The organism is Caulobacter sp. P1_B12_2, from assembly GCF_056406675.1.
This window is the reverse complement of sequence record NZ_JBFTZS010000649.1, coordinates 1-1,816: the sequence shown is the minus strand read 5'-3', so window position 1 is coordinate 1,816 and position 1,816 is coordinate 1. Positions and strand designations below refer to the sequence as shown.

1 protein-coding gene and 1 pseudogene are annotated in these 1,816 nt (G+C 69.1%); both read right to left on the bottom strand.

Translation table 11 applies throughout. The annotated features are described in order from the left end of the window. Positions 1-84, bottom strand: a pseudogene (locus tag AC1DZ6_RS24475) (DNA polymerase III subunit chi); the annotation flags it as partial. A 2-nt stretch (positions 85-86) separates the two neighbouring features. Beyond that, a complete protein-coding gene (locus tag AC1DZ6_RS24470) occupies positions 87-1,568 on the bottom strand; it encodes a leucyl aminopeptidase (RefSeq protein WP_477099701.1) in 1,482 nt (493 codons plus the stop codon). Positions 1,569-1,816: the final 248 nt, after the last annotated feature.

The window sequence follows — 1,816 nt, the reverse complement described above, 5'->3', positions numbered from 1 at the left end:
CTTTTCCAGCAGCCCGGGCAGCACCTCTTCCAAGGGACTGCGCTCGAGGTGGTAGAACCAGATGTCGCAGAGCGCGGCGGTCAAGGTCAGCCTTCGTACGCGTCCGCCACCAGGCGGTTCAGCAGGCGCACGCCGAAGCCGACCGCGCCGTCCGGGACGGTGGGGTCGGTCGAAGGCTTCTTCCAGGCCACCGAGGCGATGTCGAGGTGCGCCCACGGCACGCCGTTGACGAACTTCTGCAGGAAGAGGGCCGCGGTGATCGAACCGGCCGGGCGACCACCGATGTTCTTCAGATCGGCGATCGGGCTTTCGATCTGCTTTTCGTAGGCGGCAGGCATCGGCATGCGCCACAGCGGCTCGCGCTCGGCCTTGCCGGCGGCCAGGAGCTTTTCCGACAAGCCGTCATTGTTGCTGAACAGCCCCCCCAGATCGTGACCCAGCGAGATGATGATCGCGCCGGTCAGGGTGGCCAGGTCGATCATGAACTTGGGCTTGAAGCGGTCCTGACAATACCAGAGGGCGTCGGCCAGAACGAGGCGGCCCTCGGCGTCGGTGTTGATGACCTCGATGGTCTGGCCGGACATGGAGGTGACCACGTCGCCGGGACGCTGGGCGTTGCCGTCGGGCATGTTCTCGACCAGGCCCAGGATGCCGATGGCGTTGAGCTTGGCCTTGCGGCCGGCCAGGGCGTGCATGACGCCGGTCACGGCGGCCGCGCCGCCCATGTCCCACTTCATGTCCTCCATGCCGTCGGCCGGCTTGATCGAGATGCCGCCGGTGTCGAAGGTGACGCCCTTGCCGACGAAGGCCACCGGCTGGGCCGACTTGTCCGCCGCGCCGGTCCACTTGATCACCACCAGTTGGCTCTCACGCCGGCTGCCCTGGCCGACGCCCAGCAGGCTGCCCATGCCCAGCTTGGCCATGTCGGCCTCGCCCAGGATCTCGACTTCCAGCCCCAGCGTCTCCAGCCCCTTCACGCGGGCGGCGAACTCTTCGGGGTGCAGGATGTTGGCCGGCTCGGCGACCAGGTCGCGGGCGAACAGGACGCCGTCGGCCACCGCTTCGAGCGCGGCGAACGCCTTCTGCGCCTTGGCCGGATCGGCGGCGGCCACCTTGACCACGCTGACCGACGGCTTCTTCTCGGCCTTTTCGGTGGTGCGGTACTTGTCGAAGCGATAGGCGGCCAGCTTGACGCCGAACGCCGCGCGGGCGGCTGTCTCGGCGTCGCCGCCCAGCTTCAGGACCAGTTCGGTGACGCCGGACGCCTTCAGGGCCTGGAAGGCGTGGCCGGCGGCGATCTCGACGGTCTCGGGCTCGACCGCGCCGTCGCCGTCGACACCGACCAGCAGCACGCGGGCGGCCTCGAGGCCGGCGGGCGCGATGAGGTCCAGCGTCTGACCCTTGGCGCCGGTGAACCGTCCGCCGGCGACGGCGCGGGCCAGGGCGCCGCCGGTCGCGTCGTTAACGGCCTTGGCCTCGGGCGACAGGGCGGCCGCCTCGTAGGCGAGGACGGCCAGGGCGGCGTTGGCGCCGGCCTGAGTGTCGGCGGTGACGAACTCGATACGCATGACGCGCTCCTGAAAACCGATGGAGCCCTAGCAGGACCTTCAGCCTGTTGGATTGACGCAAACCCGAACCGAAGAAAAGCACCAATCGTCAAGGGTGTCGGCGCCGCGACGGTCGATTGCGGACGAACGCCTCTTTCCCGCCTGACTTGAGCGGTTGTGCCCACGCGAACACGCCGTGTAGAAGGAAACCTTCCCCCGGGGGCGCGCCGCGCGACTCCACCTTTCCCGCCCCCCACGGTCCCCTGCCC

Bases quoted from the DNA above. Each gene is read 5' to 3' on its own strand.
- AC1DZ6_RS24470 (WP_477099701.1), bottom strand. From the start codon at position 1,568: ATGCGTATCGAGTTCGTCACCGCCGACACTCAGGCCGGCGCCAACGCC.